The 15,797-nt window shown below is 73.2% G+C and carries 11 protein-coding genes; 3 read left to right on the plus strand and 8 right to left on the minus strand.

Translation table 11 applies throughout. From position 1 onward, the window contains the following. Window positions 1–91: 91 nt before the first annotated feature. Window positions 92–991, minus strand: coding sequence for a LysR family transcriptional regulator (locus tag ABZ562_RS33620; protein WP_361487074.1), 900 nt, complete (start codon window positions 989–991; stop codon window positions 92–94). Between the two features lie 85 nt (window positions 992–1,076). Here ABZ562_RS33620 and ABZ562_RS33625 point away from each other — a divergent pair, with 85 nt between their 5' ends. Continuing rightward, a complete protein-coding gene (locus tag ABZ562_RS33625) occupies window positions 1,077–1,928 on the plus strand; it encodes a PhzF family phenazine biosynthesis isomerase (RefSeq protein WP_361487077.1) in 852 nt (283 codons plus the stop codon). Further along, complete coding sequence (locus ABZ562_RS33630) at window positions 1,925–2,956, plus strand: NAD(P)-dependent alcohol dehydrogenase (protein ID WP_361487079.1); 1,032 nt, start codon at window positions 1,925–1,927, stop codon at window positions 2,954–2,956. Before ABZ562_RS33625 ends, ABZ562_RS33630 begins: the two co-directional genes overlap by 4 nt. Before the next feature lie 75 nt (window positions 2,957–3,031). On the opposite strand, the gene ABZ562_RS33635 is transcribed toward ABZ562_RS33630, so the two are convergent. From ABZ562_RS33635 to ABZ562_RS33665, 7 genes are all read right to left on the minus strand, one after another. Continuing rightward, entirely contained in the window at window positions 3,032–3,778 is a 747-nt protein-coding gene (locus ABZ562_RS33635) for a hypothetical protein (protein WP_361487082.1), read from the minus strand. Window positions 3,779–3,791: 13 nt separating this feature from the next. Next, the gene (locus tag ABZ562_RS33640; RefSeq protein ID WP_361487084.1) at window positions 3,792–4,883 is read right to left on the minus strand and encodes an ABC transporter ATP-binding protein; all 1,092 of its coding nucleotides are present in this window, start codon (window positions 4,881–4,883) and stop codon (window positions 3,792–3,794) included. Next, entirely contained in the window at window positions 4,880–5,713 is an 834-nt protein-coding gene (locus ABZ562_RS33645; RefSeq protein ID WP_361487087.1) for an ABC transporter permease, read from the minus strand. The genes ABZ562_RS33640 and ABZ562_RS33645 overlap by 4 nt, the downstream gene beginning before the upstream one ends. After that, the gene (modA, locus tag ABZ562_RS33650) at window positions 5,710–6,546 is read right to left on the minus strand and encodes a molybdate ABC transporter substrate-binding protein (RefSeq protein WP_361487089.1); all 837 of its coding nucleotides are present in this window, start codon (window positions 6,544–6,546) and stop codon (window positions 5,710–5,712) included. The genes ABZ562_RS33645 and modA overlap by 4 nt, the downstream gene beginning before the upstream one ends. Window positions 6,547–6,583: 37 nt before the next feature. Next, window positions 6,584–6,976 carry a helix-turn-helix transcriptional regulator gene (locus ABZ562_RS33655; protein ID WP_199830837.1) on the minus strand — a complete coding sequence of 131 codons (393 nt, stop codon included), beginning with the start codon at window positions 6,974–6,976 and terminating at the stop codon, window positions 6,584–6,586. Between the two features lie 109 nt (window positions 6,977–7,085). Continuing rightward, window positions 7,086–11,297 carry a bifunctional nitrate reductase/sulfite reductase flavoprotein subunit alpha gene (locus ABZ562_RS33660; protein WP_361487092.1) on the minus strand — a complete coding sequence of 1,404 codons (4,212 nt, stop codon included), beginning with the start codon at window positions 11,295–11,297 and terminating at the stop codon, window positions 7,086–7,088. A gap of 153 nt (window positions 11,298–11,450) precedes the next feature. Next, complete coding sequence (locus ABZ562_RS33665; protein WP_361487094.1) at window positions 11,451–13,433, minus strand: TerD family protein; 1,983 nt, start codon at window positions 13,431–13,433, stop codon at window positions 11,451–11,453. Window positions 13,434–13,764: 331 nt separating this feature from the next. On the opposite strand from ABZ562_RS33665, the gene asnB reads away from it, so the two are divergent. Then, the gene (gene asnB / locus ABZ562_RS33670; RefSeq protein ID WP_361487096.1) at window positions 13,765–15,615 is read left to right on the plus strand and encodes an asparagine synthase (glutamine-hydrolyzing); all 1,851 of its coding nucleotides are present in this window, start codon (window positions 13,765–13,767) and stop codon (window positions 15,613–15,615) included. The last annotated feature ends 182 nt before the right edge of the window (window positions 15,616–15,797 follow it).

Consider the following 15,797-nt stretch of genomic DNA (forward strand, 5'->3'; position numbering starts at 1 on the left):
GGAGAGCGCAGCGGCGCTGCGTGCGACGAGCGCGGGGCCGCGAGGTGCCGTGCCGGGCGTCGGGAGCCCGGCATGATCCACACGACACCCCCTAGGTGTCCGCCGGGATCAGGCGGGCCAGCTCGGCGGCGACCGCCTGGGCGGCGGGGCTGGTCCAGCGGCGGCGGGCGTGGGTCAGCTGGATGGGGACCGGGGGGATGCCGGGGCCGTGGACCTCGGCCAGCGTGCCGTCGGCCAGCTGGCGCCTCACCGTGGCCCGCGGGAGCAGGGTGAGGCCGAGACCGGCGGCGACGCAGGAGCGGGCGGCCTCGATGCTGCCGAAGCGGGTGAGGCGGGGCGGCGGCCCGGGGAGGGTGCGGAGGGTGCGCACCAGGTGGTCGCTGTACGAGCAGCCCTCCTCGTGGACGAAGAAGCTCTGCCGGGCCAGCTCGGCCCAGCCCACGGTGCGGCCCGCGAACGGGTGGTCGGGCGCGGCGAGGTAGACGAGGGGTTCGCTGGCGAGGGGGCGGGCGGTGAGGTCGGCGTGGTCGACCCGCTGCTCCAGCAGGAGCGCGAGGTCCAGGCGGCCCGCGCGCAGCCCCTCGATGGCGGCGGCGCTGCCCGCCGGGTGCAGGTTGAGTTCGATGCCGGGGTGGCTGCGGGCGAGCGAGGCGATCACGCGGGGCAGCCGGGCGGCGCACAGGGACTCGCCCGCGCCGAGGGCGACCTGCCCTTCCGGGGTGCCGTGGGCCCCGGCGACGCCCGCGGCGGCCGCGCGCAGCCGGGCCTCGGCGTCGAGGACGTCCTCGGCCTCGGTCAGCAGCCGCCGCCCGGCGCTGGTGGGGACGGCGCCGGTGGGCAGCCGGTCGAACAGGCGGGTGCCCAGCTCCCGTTCCAGGGTGCGGACCTGGACGGTGACCGTGGACTGGGCGAGATGCAGCTCGGCGGCGGTGGCGGTGAAGCTCCCGGTCCTCGCCAGGGCCGCGAACGTCCGCAGGAGTCTGGTGTCCATCACCAGGAGGGTATCGGGTTTCCCGATGGAGGCCAGCGAAAGGAATCGTTGGACGCGATGGCCGTCCGGTGGAAGCGTGGACGCCATGACCGAGGTACTGCGCTACTCCGCCTTCACCACCGACCCGTCCGGCGGCAACCCCGCCGGTGTGGTCCTCGACGCCGGGACACTCGACGACGCCGCCATGACGGCCATCGCCGCCCGGGTCGGGTACTCCGAGACCGCGTTCGTCACCGCGTACGACGGAGCCCGCTACCGGCTGCGGTTCTTCAGCCCGCGCGCCGAGGTCGCCTTCTGCGGCCACGCCACCGTCGCCACCGCCGTCGCCCTCGCCGAGCGCGAGGGCCCCGGCGAGCTGGTCTTCGACACGGCGGCGGGCGAGGTCCACGTGACGACGAGCACGGACGGCGGCGGGGCGCCGCGCGCCACCCTCACCTCCGTGCCCGCCCGGACGCGTCCCGCCGACGAGGACACCGAGATCGCGCCCGCGCTGGCGGCGCTGCGCTGGTCCCCGGCCGACCTCGACCCCGCGCTCCCCCCGCACATCGCGTTCGCGGGCAACGACCACCTGATCCTCGCCGCCGCCACCCGGGCCCGGCTCGCCGACCTCGCGTACGACTTCGGCGCGCTGGAGGAGCTGATGCGGCGGCGCGGCTGGACCACCGTGCATCTGGTGCACCGCCCGGACCCGGACCGGCTCGACTTCGACGCCCGTGACCCGTTCCCGGTCGGCGGGGTCGTGGAGGACGCGGCCACCGGCGCCGCGGCCGCCGCGTTCGGCGGCTATCTGCGCGCGAACGGCCTGGTCACCGAGGCGTCCCGGGTCCGGATCCGGCAGGGCGAGGACATGGGGCGGCCCAGCGAACTGCTGGTGGACATCGACCCCGACGACACCCGTGTCCGCGTCAGCGGCCACGCCGTGAGGATCCCCGCATGACGACGACCACGACAACGACCACGAGCTGCTTCGAACTGCCCCGCTTCACCGGCGTGGACGCCCTCCGCCCCGCGACCCGCGAGGTGCCCGCCCCCGGGCCGCGCGAGGTGCTGGTCCGGATGCGCGCCTGGTCGCTCAACTACCGCGACCTGATGATCGCTTCGGACAGCTACGGGCGCGCCCTCACCCCCGGCCTGGTGCCGCTGTCCGACGGCGCGGGCGAGGTGGTCGACGCGGGCGCCGAGGTCACCCGGTGGGCGGCCGGTGACCGGGTGGTGAGCGTCTTCATGCCGCACTGGATCTCCGGTGCGGCCACCGCGGACCGCACCGCGGGCGCGCTCGGCGGCCCGTCCGGCGGCGTCCTCGCCCAGTACGTCCTCTTCGACCAGGACGCCCTCGTCGCCGCCCCCGCCCACCTGGACTTCGCCGAGGCCGCCACCCTCCCCTGCGCCGCCGTGACCGCCTGGCACGCGGTGGTGACGGCGGGCGGCGCCGCGCCGGGGCAGACCGTGCTGACCCTCGGCAGCGGCGGCGTCTCGCTCTTCGCGCTGCAATTCGCCGCGCTGAGCGGCGCCCACGTCATCGCCACCTCCAGCAGCGACACCAAGCTGGCCCGGCTGCGCGCGCTCGGCGCGGCCGACGGGATCGACTACGTGCGGACGCCCGCGTGGGGGCGGACCGTGCACGAGGCGACCGGCGGCGGCGTGGACCACGTCGTGGAGGTCGGCGGCGCGGGCACGCTGCCCCAGTCGCTGACCGCCGTCCGCACCGGCGGGCGGATCAGCGTCATCGGGGTGCTGGCCGACGGCAGCGGCGTCGACCCCATGGCGGTGGTGCGCAAGGGGGTCACGCTGCAGGGCATGTTCGTGGGCAGCCGGGAGATGTTCGAGGCGATGAACCGGGCGATCGAGCGGCACCGGCTGCGCCCGGTGATCGACCGCGCCTTCCCGTACCAGGACGCGCCCGCCGCGTACCGCCACTTCGCGGACCGGGGCCACTTCGGGAAGGTGGTCATCACCGACGCGTGACCCCCTGTGCCCTTAGGGGGTGTCTTGTGGATCATGCCGGGCGTCGGGAGCCCGGCATGATCCACAAGACACCCCCTACGGAAGGCCGTGGATCTTCGCTGTCAGGCGGTTCAGCAGATGGGCCCGGTCGGCGCCGCTCGGGCGGCAGTCCTCCAGGCGGCGGACGACGCTCGACCGCACGTTCTCGGGGCCGACGAGGTCGACGGCCTTGTCGAGGGCGCGGATTCCCCAGTACTGGCCGAAGGCGAGGGGTTCCTCGGTGACCGCGTACGCCAGGATGTCCAGCGTGGAGCCGTCCGGTACGGCGTACAGGCGGGCGTAGGCCGCGAGCCGGAGGCCGCCGTCGGATGAGGTGAGCCAGTCGTCCAGGGCGGGGTCCGCGATGCGCTGGGTGGTGCGCACCAGGCGGGCGAAGATGCCGTTCATGCGCTGCGTACGGGCCGATCCGGGGCGCATGGAGTCGCGCACCGAGAGGTATTCGGCGGCCAGCCGGTGGACCTCGTCCAGGGCCGCCGGGTCGTCGGTCCGCCCCGCGCCCTCGCCACCGGCGACGAGCGCGGCGTCGGCCATGGCCTCGGCCGCCTCGACGCGCTGCTCGACGTCCCGGAACTCCACCCGGAGCCCGCCGGGCAGTTCGATGCTGGTGAAGAGGTCACGCAGCCAGGGCACGATGGCGATGACCAGCAGCGCGACGGTGACGTTGTCGATCGTCAGGTCCGGCGCCACGAGGTGGGCGACGGCCACCCCGAGGGCCAGCAGGCTCACCGACCCCGCGATGAGCCGCCGCCGCCATATCGGATTCCGCTCGCCCCGTCCGCTCACGGAACGCATCCTCTCAGGCCGGATAGGCGTGTGTCTGGGCGGCCTTGATGGTGCACCAGACGGTGCGGCCCGGGTGGAGGCCGAGGTCGGCCACGGCGGCGGTGGTGAGGTCGGCGAGCAGCGGCAGTTCGCCGGTGAGGGCGACGCGGATCTGGTCGCCGTGTGACTCCAGGCCGGTGACCTCGGCGCGCCAGGTGTTGCGGGCGCTGGAGTCGGGGCGGTCGCGGTGAAGGGTGACGGCGGCGGGCGGGAAGGCGACGTAGGCCGGGCCGGTGAGGTCGTCGGTGGTGGTGATGGCCGTACCGCCGTCGAGCCGTACGGTGTGGCCCTCGGCCCGCCCCTGGTACAGGTTGAGGCCGACGAGGCTCGCGATGTAGTCGGTGCGGGGGCGGCGGGACACCTCGGACGGGGTGCCGTCCTGGACCACGTGCCCGTCCTCCAGCACGACGAGCCGGTCGGCGAGCACCATCGCGTCCAGCGGGTCATGGGTGACCAGCACGGCCACCGCCTCGAACTCGGCGAGGTGGCGGCGGAGTCCGGACCGTACGTCGAGCCGGGTACGGGCGTCCAGCGCGGCCAGCGGCTCGTCCAGCAGCAGCAGCCGGGGGCGGACGGCCAGGGCGCGGGCGAGGGCGACGCGCTGGGCCTGGCCGCCGGACAGCCGGCGCGGCTTGGCGCCCGTATGGCCGTCCAGGCCCATCCGGGCCAGGAGGGCGGCGGCCTGGGCGCGCGCCTCGGCCTTGGGGACGCCCTGGCAGCGGGGGCCGAACGCCACGTTGTCGAGGGCGGTGAGATGCGGGAAGAGCAGGTAGTCCTGGAAGACGACGCCGACCGGGCGGGACTCGGGCGGGATCCGCAGCCGCCGCTCCGGCTCCTCCAGCGCCCGCCCGTCCAGGCTCAGCCGGCCCGCCGTGAGCGGGGTGAGCCCGGCCAGGGCGCGCAGCGCGGTGGTCTTTCCCGCGCCGTTGGGGCCGAGCAGGGCGACCACCTCGCCGGGGGCGGCGGTCAATCGAAGATCGAGCCTGAAGTCGCCGCGGTCCACGACGAGATGGGCGTCGAGGCCGCCGGTGCCCTTCCGTGTCGCGGCGGAGGTGCGGGTGGTCACGCGGAGGCCCCCATCCAGCGGTCGCGCAGCCCGGCGAGGACCGCGATGGACACGGCGAGCAGCACCAGGCTCAGCGCGATGGCGGCGGCCGGGTCGCTCTGCAGCGCGAGGTAGACGGACAGCGGCATGGTCTGGGTGCGGCCGGGGAAGTTGCCCGCGAAGGTGATGGTGGCGCCGAACTCCCCCAGCGCCCGCGCCCACGCGAGCACCGCGCCGGCCGCCACGCCGGGCGCGATCATCGGCAGGGTGACGCGCCGGAAGGCGGTGAAGCGGGAGGCGCCGAGGGTGGTGGCGGCCTCCTCGTACCGCGGGTCGGCGGCCCGTAGCGTGCCCTCGACGCTGATCACCAGGAACGGCATCGCCACGAACGCCTCCGCCACCACGACCCCCGCCGTGGTGAACGGCAGGGTGACGCCGAAGGCGGAGTCCAGCCAGCGGCCCACGATGCCGTTGCGGCCCAGCGCCAGCAGCAGCGCCACACCGCCCACCACCGGCGGCAGCACCAGCGGCAGGGTCACCAGGGCGCGCACCACGCCGCGGCCGGGGAAGCGGGCCCGGGCCAGCAGCCAGGCCAGCGGCACGCCCAGCACCAGCGCGACGGCGGTGGCGGCGGTCGCGGTGATCAGCGACAGCCGCAGCGCCTGCCACACCTCGACGCTGGTCAGCTGATCCGGCAGCGACCGCCAGGGCGCCCGGATCAGCAGCGCGGACAGCGGCAGGACGAGGAAGGCGAACCCGGCGAGGGCGGGCAGCAGCAGCGGCAGCGGGACGCCGGACCGGGTGCGCCGTTGCCGCTTGTTGTCCAGGGTCTGCGGTGCGGAGGGCGTCACGGCTTGAGGAAGCCCGCCTTGGTCAGCACCTTCTGGCCCTGCGGGGACTTCACCAGGTCGATGAAGGCGGCGGCGCCCTCGGCGTTCGGCGCCTTCTTCAGCTGGGCGATGGGGTAGTCGTTGATGGCCTTCTCCGACTCCGGGAACTCAACGCCCTCGACCTTGCCGCCCGCGGCCCGCACATCGGTCTTGTAGACCACGGACGCGTCGACCTCCTTCAGCTCCACCTTGGTGAGCGCGCCCTTGACGTCCTGCTCGTAGCTGGCCGGGGTGAGCTTCAGGTGCTCCGCGTCCAGCACCTTCTGCGCGGCGGCGCCGCACGGCACCTCCTTGGCGCACAGCGCGACCTTCAGCCCGCCCCGGGTGAGGTCCTCGAAGTTGGTGATCTTCTTCGGGTTGCCGGGGAGGGTCGCGATCTCCAGCTGGTTGCGGACGAAGGCCGACGGGGTGCCCTGGGCGTCGCCCGCGTCGGTGACCGTCTTCATGGTCTTCGGGCTGGCGGCGGCGAAGACATCGGCGGGGGCGCCGGAGGTGATGCTGGCGGCGAGGCCGTCGCTGCCGCCGAAGTTGAACGTCACCTTGGCCCCGGGGTTCTCCTTCTCGAAGGTCTTCTTCAGCTCCGTGAAGCTCTCCTTGAGCGAGGCGGCGGCGAAGACCGTGACCGTGCCGGACACCTTCTTCCCGTCCTTCGCGGCCGATCCGCTCTCCCCGTCGGGCTTCTGGGACGAGTCGGAGTCGCTGGAGGAACAGCCGCCGAGCGCCAGCACGGCCACGGTGAGGCCGCCCGCCACGCGCAGGGTGCGGCTCCGGCGGATCGCGGAACGGGTCGTCACAGGTTTCTCCTCGTCGGTGTGCGCGGCGGGGCCGGGCTCACGGTTTCTCCACGACCACGTTGGTCGACTTGATCACCGCCACCGCGGGGACGCCCGGCTCCAGGCCCAGCTCCTCCGCGGATTCCCGGCTGATCATGGACACCACGCGGAACGGCCCCGCCTGGATCTCCACCTGTGCGGACACATCGCCGAGGATCACCTCGGTGACGATGCCCGCGAAGCGGTTGCGGGCCGAGGAGACGCCGTTGCCCTCCCGGTCCGTGCCGCGGCTCAGCTCCCGGGCGAACGCGGCCAGCGCCGGGCCCGGGATGATCCGGCGGCCCTGGTCGTCCCGCTCGGCGGTGAGCCGTCCGCTGTCGACCCAGCGGCGCAGGGTATCGGCGCTGACGCCCATGAGGGCCGCCGCCTCTCCGATCCGGTACGTGTGCATCCGCCCATGATACGAGCGCGTTTGCGAGGTGCGGCTCATCCATTGGGTTGCATCGGCCCAACGATCGGGCAACGAACCCTGGCTCTTGCGTTTCAGCCGGGCGTCCGCCTCAGTACACGTCGCGCGCGTAGCGCTTGTCGGCGGCGAGCTGCTTGACGTACAACTCGGCCGCGTCCTCGTCGAGTCCGCCGTGGGCGACGGCGATGTCGCGCAGCGCCCGGTCGACGTCCTTGGCCATCCGGGTGGCGTCCCCGCACACGTAGAAGTGGGCGCCGTCCTGGAGCCAGGACCACAGCCGGGCGCCGTGTTCGCGCATCCGGTCCTGGACGTACACCTTGGACCGCTGGTCGCGGGAGAAGGCGGTGTCGAGCCGGGTGAGGGTGCCGTGGCGGCGCAACTGGTCGAGTTCGTCCTCGTAGTAGAAGTCGGTGGCGCGGCGCTGTTCGCCGAAGAACAGCCAGTTGGGGGCGGTCGCGCCGCGCGCCCTGCGCTCCTGGAGGAACCCGAGGAACGGGGCGACGCCGGTGCCGGGGCCGACCATCACCATCGGTGTCGTGGGGTCGGCCGGGGGCCGGAAGGCGGGGGCGCGCTGCACGAAGACGGGCACCGGGCGGTCGGCGTCGGCGTCGGCGAGGTGGGTGGAGGCGACGCCCTTGCGGAGCGTTCCGCCACGGCTCTCGAAGCGCACCACGGAGACGGTCAGCCGCACCTCATGGGGGTGGGCGAGGGGGCTGGACGATATGGAGTACAGCCGGGGCTGGAGCCGTTTGAGGACATCGGCCCACTCCTGGGCGGAGGCGCGCACCGGGTATGCGGCGAGGACGTCCACGGCCTGGCGGCCCCAGGTCCACTGGGCCAGACCGTCCTTGTTGTCCGGGCGCAGCAGCCGCTTGAGGTCGTGGTCGTGGGTGCGGTCGAGGACGAAGCGCAGCAGATCCGGGGTGATCTTCGCGATCTCCAGATGGTGCCGGAGGGCGTCGGCGAGCGGCATCACGCGCGGGCCTGAGCCGGCGGCGCCCCGGACCGCTTGGACGGCCACCTCGGCGGCCGGGTCGACGCCGGTGACGTCGAGCCATTCGGCGACCAGGTCGGGGCAGTTCTCGGGCCAGACGCCGAGCGCGTCCCCGGCCTCGTAGGCGAGCGCGCCGTCGCCGGTGTCGAACGCGAACTGCCGCACCTCCTTGGCCGCTCCGGGCAGGCTCAGCAGCCGGTTGCCGGTGAGGCGGGTGGTGAAGGGCTCGGCCTTGGTGGGGCGGTCGGGGGCCTTCGGGGTGGAGACGGCCGGGGCGGCGGGGGCGACCGGGGCCTTCGGAGCCGGGGCGGGCGCCGCCTCGGACGTCGCGGTGCCCAGGGCGTCGAGGACGGTGTCCAGCCAGGCGCGGGCGGGCTCGTCGTAGTCCGGTTCGCAGTCGGTGCGGGGGGCGAGGCGTACGGCGCCCAGCTCGTCGAGGCGCTGGTCCAGGCGGCGGCCGTGGCCGCAGAAGTCGTCGTAGCTGGAGTCGCCGAGGGCGAGGACGGCGTAGCGGGTGCCGTCGAGGCGGGGCGCGTCGGGGGCGGCCAGGGACTCCCAGAAGCCGGAGCCGTTGTCGGGGGCGTCGCCGTCACCGAAGGTGCTGGTGATGACGAGGAGGTCGGCGGGGCGGGGGAGGGTGGCGGCGGCGAGGCCGTCCATCTCCAGCAGCCGGGCCTGCCGCCCCGTTTCGGTGAGGCGGCGGGCGGCGGCCCCGGCGACGTCCTCGGCGTTACCGGTCTGGGAGGCCCACAGGACGACCACTTCGCGGACGGCCGTCCCGGGCTCGGCGGTCTCCGGGGCGGCGGCGGGGGCGGGCGCGGCGGGGGCGGGGGCGGGCGCGCGGGAGAAGGCCCCGGCCAGGACGCCGTTGACCCACAGGGCGTGCTCGGGCGAGAAGGGCGCGTCCTGGGGCAGGACGGGGACGGCGGCGGTCGCCCGGGCGCTCGGGCCCGGCGCCGTGCCGTGCAGCCCGGCGAGGAAGCCGCGCAGATACTGCCGCTCGGTCGCGGTGAGGACCGGCGGGGCCAGGTCGCCGACGCCGAACGTCCCGGCGAGCCCGTCGGCACTCGTGGCCGGGGCGGCTTCGGGCGGGGACGGCGCCGACGCCACCTTGGCCAGCGACACCGCGCACACCTTGAACTCCGGCTGGAAGGACACCGGATCGACCGCGTCGTTGGTGACCGCGTTGATGCCGAGGTATTCGCCGAACAGGTCGTTCCAGTGGAACGGCGCGAAGCAGTTCCCCGGCCGCACCCGGTCGGTCACCACCGCGGGCAGCACCGCCCGCCCGCGCCGCGAGGCCACCTCCACCGCGTCGCCCTCGCCGACGCCCAGCCGCTCCGCGTCCCTCGGGTGCAGCTCGACGAACGGCCCCGGGTTGAGCTTGTTCAGCTTGGCGACCTTGCCGGTCTTGGTGAGGGTGTGCCACTGGTGCTGCACCCGCCCCGTGTTGAGCACGAACGGGAAGTCGTCGTCCGGCAGCTCGGCGGCGTCCATGTGCGGGCGGGCGTGGAAGACGGCGCGGCCGCTCGGCGTGGGGAACGCCAGCCGGGGCCGGGTGCCGTCCTCCCGTACGGTCAGGGTCTGGCTGACGCCGTCGTTGAGGTAGCGGACGGGGTTGCGGTCGTCGCCGTCACCGGACGCCGCGGGCCACTGCACCGGGGCCTCGCGCAGCCGCTCGTACGTCACCCCGCTCAGGTCGTAGCCGGTCCTCGGGTTCGAGGCGCGCTTGATCTCCTCGAAGATCTCCTCCGCGCATCCATAGCCGAAGGCGTCCCCGTACCCCATCTCGCAGGCGATCCGGGCGATGATCTGCCAGTCCGGCAGCGCCTCGCCGGGCGGGTCGACCGCCTGCCGGGCGAGGGTCAGATCGCGCTCGGAGTTGATCATCACGCCGTCGGCCTCGGCCCACATCGCGGCGGGCAGCACCACATCCGCGTACGCGCCCGTCTCGGTCTCGGCGAAGGCGTCCTGGGTGACGACGAACTCGGCCGCCTCCAGGCCCTCGATCACCGTCCGGCGGTTGGCGACCGAGGCGACGGGGTTGGTGCAGATGATCCAGCACGCCTTGATCTCGCCGTCCGCCATGCGCCGGAACATCTCGACGGTGCCCTGCCCGGCCCCGTCCGCCCGCAGCGTGCCGGGCGCGATCCCCCACAGCTCCTCGGTGAACGCCCGGTCCGCCGCGTCCAGCACCGACCGCTGCCCGGGCAGTCCAGGGCCCATGTACCCCATCTCCCGGCCGCCCATGGCGTTGGGCTGCCCGGTGAGCGAGAACGGGCCGCTGCCGGGGCGGCAGATCGCGCCGGTGGCCAGATGCAGGTTGATCAGCGCGTTGGTGTTCCAGGTGCCGTGCGTGGACTGGTTGAGCCCCATCGTCCAGCAGCTCATCCACTCCCCGGCCTCCCCGATCCACCGCGCGGCCCGGCGGATGTCCTCCTCCGGGATGCCGGTGATCTCCGCGACCCGCGCGGGCGGATAGTCCTCCAGGAAGGCGGGCATGGTCTCCCAGCCCTTGGTGTGCTCCTCGATGAACTCCTGATCGGTGTAACCGCCCTCGACCAGCAGCCGCAGCAGCCCGTTGAGCAGCGCCAGGTCCGTGCCCGGCTTGATCTGCAGGAACAGGTCCGCCTTGGCGGCGGTCGCGGTGCGCCGCGGATCGACCACGATCAGCTTGGCGCCCGCCTTCACCCGGTCCATCAGCCGCAGGTACAGGATCGGATGGCAGTCGGCCATGTTGGAGCCGATGACGAGGAACGCGTCGGCGTGCTCGAAGTCCTCGTACGAACCGGGCGGCCCGTCCGCCCCCAGCGACAGCTTGTAGCCGCTGCCCGCGCTCGCCATGCACAGCCGCGAGTTGGACTCGATCTGGTTGGTGCCGATGAACCCCTTCGCCAGCTTGTTGGCCAGGTACTGCGCCTCCAGGGTCATCTGCCCGGACACATAGAGGGCGAGCGCGTCCGGCCCGTGCTCGTCGAGGATCGCCCGCAGCCGCCGCGCGGTCGCCGTGATCGCCTCGTCCACCCCGGTCGGCGACGGCTCCGCGCCCCGGTCGTCCCGCGACAGCGCCGTCTCCAGCCGCCCGTCCGCCGCGAGCATCTCCGCGCTGGTGGCCCCCTTGGTGCACAGCCGCCCCGCGTTGGCGGGATGCGCCTTGTCCCCGGACGCCTTCAGCACCGTCCGGCGCCCCTGCGCATCCCGCCCGACGTCGAGCACGATCCCGCACCCGACCCCGCAGTACGAGCACACCGTCCGCACCGCGGCGGAGCCGGTACGCACCGGCTCCGCCGACCGAGCCGATGCCGTCACGCCTGGCCCCTTCCACGCTCGCGGTGGGCGTCTCCCACTGCCGCACACCGTAAAAACCCCCGGTTGCGAGCGCGTCACAGCCGCCGATCGCGGGCGATTACGTCCCCTGCACAGTCCCCTTCCGCCGGGTGTGAGCTTCGCTTCCCCTCGGGGCTACTCGGCGGCGCGCCGGGCCGGGCGGCGCTCCAGCTGGGCGACGACCCCGGCGTGGAAGCGGTCCACGGCCTCGTCGACGCTGCGGATGAAGCCGGACTCGGCGTTGCCGCGGGTACTGCCCATGCTCTTGAAGAGCGACAGCCGGAAGCCGGTGATCCGGTCGCCGTCCTTGGGGAGCAGATCGCCCGGCTCGGGGCGCAGCCGCTCCAGCGTGCCGCGCGGGCCGCCGCCCTGCCCCTCGACGAGGGTTTCGATGTGGAGGTCGGCCGGGGCCTCCGCGAGCCGGCGCACCAGCCGCTTGACCCAGGTCAGGGGGTAGCCCTGGTCGGGAGCCGGGATCTCGAGGGAGGTGCGCAGCTTACCGGTGCGCAGATCGGCGACGATCGCGAGGATCCCGGTGGTGTCCTCGATGCGCAGCTCGGCGTGGAGGCGGCCGTCCTGGCACAGCTGGTCGGCGAGGGCGGCGCGGCGGGAGCGCTGGTCGGTGCCGCGCTTGGCGCGCTGGACCGGCAGCGTCTTCTGGCCCAGCTCGCCGCCGAGCCGCAGACACACCTGGCGGATCAGCCGCTCCCAGCTCTCGACCACGTCGACGGCGCGCCGGTCGCCCTGGCACAGGGTCTCGTCGTCGATGCCGTTGCGCACCGGCACCCAGGCGGGGCCCATGTTCTGGAAGCCGTGGCAGCCGGAGTTCTCGTGCTGCAGGTAGTGCAGCAGCTCCTGGAGCAGCCAGGCGTGGGCGGGGTTGCCGACGCCCTCGTGCCGGATGAGCATCTGGGCGTGGTGGGTCACCTCGGCCCAGGACAGATGCCACAGCGCGACCTTGTGCTTGCGCCGTCCGTCGATCTTGACGTCGACCAGCGGGCTGCCGTCCAGGGCGACGTCGTTGGACAGGGTGATCACGGCTTCGTAGCCGCGCCGGGCCGCTATGTCCATGTAGTCCTGCACCTGCTCGGACTTGAGCGGATTGCCGTTGGTCTTGGTCTCGACCAGGGCGGTCCAGAGCTTGCCCGCCCGCTCCACGCGGATCACACCGTCGGGACGCCTGGGAGCGTTGCCCCCATGCGGCAGCGAGACCTCCGTGAAGGTCTCCATACGGCCCGCCGGCGCGCCGAACGCGGCGGTGAGCCGGCGCCCGAACTCCGGCACCTGGGCGATCACCGACAGCAGCACGGACGTGGCCCGCGTCTCGCGCTCGCGGTCGCTCTTGAGCGAGGAGACCGGGAAGAGCCGGGCCAGCCGCCAGGAGTCGTTTTCGGCCAGCGACTTCTTGGCGACCTTGGGGAGCGTGACCTTCTTCTTCGCCGTACGGGGCCGCTTGGACGCGGCCGCCGGTGCCGCCTGGGCGGGGACGGTCCGCTGCGGCGCGGGGGACGTCTCCTGCTCGACCGCGACGGCCTCCTCCGCCTCCTGGTCGCGCCCGTCGGCGTCGGCGGCGTCATCGTCGATGTCGATGCCGAAGTCCGTCGCCAGCCCGGCCAGCCCGGACTCGTACCCCTGGCCGACGGCCCGGAACTTCCACTCCTCGCCGCGCCGGTACAGCTCCCCGAAGATGAACGCGGTCTCCACGCTCGCGTCCTCGATGCTGAACCCCAGCAGGGTCTCCCCGGCCCGGTCGGCGAGCGTCATCCGGAGGTCCGCGAGGTCGCCGAAGCGGGCACCGCCGTACCGGCTGGCCGCCACGACGATGCGCTCGACGCCGGCCGGGGCGGCGGTCAGATCGAGGCTGACGCGGTCCTCGCTGCCGTCGGCGGTCGGCGCCTTGCCGAGCAGTTGCACACTGCCGTCGGCCGCGGCCGGGTTGTTGTAGAAGTAGAAGTCCGCGTCGCCGCGCACCTTGCCGTCCGCGTTCAGCAGCAGGACGGAGACGTCCGCGTCCCCCTCCCCGGTGGCGGTGCTCCAGCCAAGGCTCAGGATCACCGAGCCGGTGTCCTCGCTCAGCGCGGCGAGTCCGACATTGCCGCCCTTGACCATCTCGTGCATAGGTTCCCCCCTATGTGCACAGCCGCTTCGGACGTTCCCGCGCGGCTACCCGTGGTGCGATGCGTGATGGCTACATCCGCATGAGTGGAGTGAACCTTAACTCCCGAACCACGCGTTTCGCGGAGTGATGGGGCGATTGGCACCGAAGACCCCCGCGCCTGGCCGGAAATAATGATTGCCTCAAGCGACCGATGGTTAATGCAACGAGTTGGGCGTACGGTGAGGCGAAGGGCGCCCGCCGCAGGACGGTGGCGGGAAAAGCCCTGCTGACGGGGGTGTACCGAGGCTCCGGGGACACCGGGGCGAGCCGACCGGAGGGAGTGTTCCGCCGATGTGCGGCATCACCGGATGGATCGCGTACGACAAGGACCTGACCGCCGAGCGCGAGGCGCTCGACGCGATGACCCGCACCATGAGCTGCCGCGGTCCGGACGCGAGTGGGATGTGGACGGACACCCATGCGGCGCTGGGACACCGGCGGCTGGCCGTCATCGACATCGAGGGCGGGAAGCAGCCGATGCCGGTCGAGCACGACGGGCGCACGGTGCTGGTGACCACCTACAGCGGGGAGATCTACAACTACCGTGAGCTGCGGGAGCAGTTGACCGCACGCGGGCACTCCTTCCGGACCAGCAGCGACACCGAGGTGGCGCTGCACGCGTATCTGGAGTGGGGCGAGGACTTCACCGAGCGGCTGAACGGGATGTACGCGTTCGCGCTGTGGGAGCCGCGGGAGCGGCAGTTGCTGCTGGTCCGCGACCGCATGGGGATCAAGCCGCTGTACTACTACCCCACCCCGGACGGGGTGATCTTCGGTTCCGAGCCCAAGGCGATCCTGGCCCATCCGGCGGTGCGTCCGGCGGTGGACGGGGAGGGGCTGGCGGAGCTGCTGGCGTTCACGAAGACGCCCGGCCACGCCGTGTACCGGGGGATGTACGAGGTGCGGCCCGGGCATGTGGTGCGGGTGCGGCCGGAGGGGCTGACCGAGCGGCGGTACTGGGCACTGGAGGCCCGGGAGCACACCGACGACCAGGAGACCACCGTGCGCCGGGTGCGGGAGCTGCTGGACGACATCGTGGAACGGCAGCTGATCGCGGACGTACCGCTGTGCACCCTGCTCTCCGGCGGGCTGGACTCCTCGGTGATCACCGCCCTGGCCGCGCGGCGGCTGGGCGCGGCGGGGAAGGGGCCGGTGCGGTCGTTCGCGGTGGACTTCGTCGGCCAGACCGAGAACTTCCAGGCGGACGCGCTGCGCGGCACCCCCGACGGCCCGTACGCCCACGCGCTGGCCGAGCACGCGCGCTCGGACCACCAGGACATCGTGCTCGACACCGCCGCCCTGATGGACGGCCGGAACCGCGACGCGGTGCTGTTCGCGCGCGATCTGCCGTTCGGCACCGGGGAGAGCGACACCTCGCTCTACCTGCTGTTCAAGGAGATCCGCAAGCATTCGACGGTCGCCCTGTCCGGTGAGTCGGCGGACGAGGTGTTCGGCGGCTACCGCTGGTTCCACGACGAGGACGCGGTGTGGGGGGACACCTTCCCGTGGATCACCGCGTTCGGCACGAACGGCTTCGCGGGCCGGGGGTCGGGCAGCCGCACGGGGCTGCTCCGCCGCGACCTCCTCGACCGGATCGACATCAGGGGCTACCGGGACGCCCGCTACCGCGAGGCGCTGGCCGAGGTGCCGCATCTGCCGGGCGAATCGCGCCTGGAGCACCGGATGCGGGAGGTCTCGTATCTGCACCTGACCCGCTTCGTGCAGTACCTGCTGGACCGCAAGGACCGCGCCAGCATGGCGGTGGGCCTGGAGGTGCGGGTGCCGTTCTGCGACCACCGGCTGGTGGAGTACGTGTTCAACACGCCGTGGTCGCTGAAGACGTTCGACGGCCGGGAGAAGTCGCTGCTGCGCGCCGCCGCCCTGGACGTCCTGCCCGAGTCGGTGGCCCAGCGGGTGAAGAGCCCGTATCCCAGCACCCAGGACACCCGCTACACGGACGCCCTGCGCGACCGGGTGCGGGCGCTGGCGGCCGACTCCTCCTCCCCGGCGCGGCCACTGATCGACCAGGAGGCCGCCGAGCAGGCGGCGAAGGGGACGGGACACCAGTCCCGGCAGGGCATGGAAGTGGCGCTGGGCCTCGACTCCTGGCTGCGCCGGTACGGGGTGGAGCTGTCGGTCTGAGGGTGCGTCAGGCACGTCTTCTGACGTTGCGTCACCGACACTTCTGACGTCACGTCATATATCAGTCCCGGGGCCCGGACCACCACGGTTCGGGCCCCTTGGACACAACACCTCCCTCACTCCTCTATCGTCTCTTGTCAGCCGACTCACAGACGTGAAAGGCTCGGCCCACCCGTGAAGGG

It is taken from the genome of Streptomyces sp. NPDC019937 (genome assembly GCF_040631655.1).
Classification (GTDB): domain Bacteria; phylum Actinomycetota; class Actinomycetes; order Streptomycetales; family Streptomycetaceae; genus Streptomyces.

What these genes read in the sequence shown, in the direction of transcription:
- ABZ562_RS33620 (WP_361487074.1), bottom strand. Translation starts at nt 991, where the DNA reads ATGGACACCAGACTCCTGCGGACGTTCGCGGCCCTGGCGAGGACCGGG.
- ABZ562_RS33625 (WP_361487077.1), top strand. Translation starts at nt 1,077, where the DNA reads ATGACCGAGGTACTGCGCTACTCCGCCTTCACCACCGACCCGTCCGGC.
- ABZ562_RS33630 (WP_361487079.1), top strand. Translation starts at nt 1,925, where the DNA reads ATGACGACGACCACGACAACGACCACGAGCTGCTTCGAACTGCCCCGC.
- ABZ562_RS33655 (WP_199830837.1), bottom strand. Translation starts at nt 6,976, where the DNA reads ATGCACACGTACCGGATCGGAGAGGCGGCGGCCCTCATGGGCGTCAGC.
- ABZ562_RS33665 (WP_361487094.1), bottom strand. Translation starts at nt 13,433, where the DNA reads ATGCACGAGATGGTCAAGGGCGGCAATGTCGGACTCGCCGCGCTGAGC.
- asnB (WP_361487096.1), top strand. Translation starts at nt 13,765, where the DNA reads ATGTGCGGCATCACCGGATGGATCGCGTACGACAAGGACCTGACCGCC.